1 pseudogene is annotated in these 438 nt (G+C 56.6%); it reads right to left on the bottom strand.

Annotated elements, in window-relative coordinates:
• A pseudogene (locus ACTHUR_RS21320) lies at positions 1-438 on the bottom strand (surface lipoprotein assembly modifier); the annotation flags it as partial.

Below are 438 nucleotides of genomic sequence, written 5' to 3'. Positions count from 1 at the left end.
GGATTCGGTTTGTAGTTTGTCGAACTGGTCGGCTGCGGCTTCGTTTTGTTTGTCTTCAAACAAGGCGGTCGCAAGCTGCCAGCGGACGGCGGAGGCATCGGGTTGCTCGGCGATAAAGCGGCGGTAATGGCCGATGGCTTCGGCGGCGCGTCCTTCGGATTGGGCAAGCAAACCTTTGGCATAGCGTGCCATGGCGCGGTCGTGTTCTGGCCATTGTTCGTAAATGGGCAAAACGACTTTGATGCCGGGGATGTTGTGGGCGACGACGGCGGAATACATGGCGCGTGCAAGTAATTCGGTGCTGGCAAGCAGGGTATCGGCACCGAAGTTGATGATTTTTTCAGACGGCCTGTTTGTCTGCTCGGCAGTGATGTTGTGCGTTTCGGGTTGTTGGGGTTCGGATGTGTTGACTTGAAGCTCGGGTTTCACATCAGGCGG

It is taken from the genome of Neisseria sp. P0021.S007 (assembly GCF_051956855.1).
Note: the sequence above shows the minus strand (reverse complement) of the source record. Positions and strands in the feature narration are given on the sequence as shown.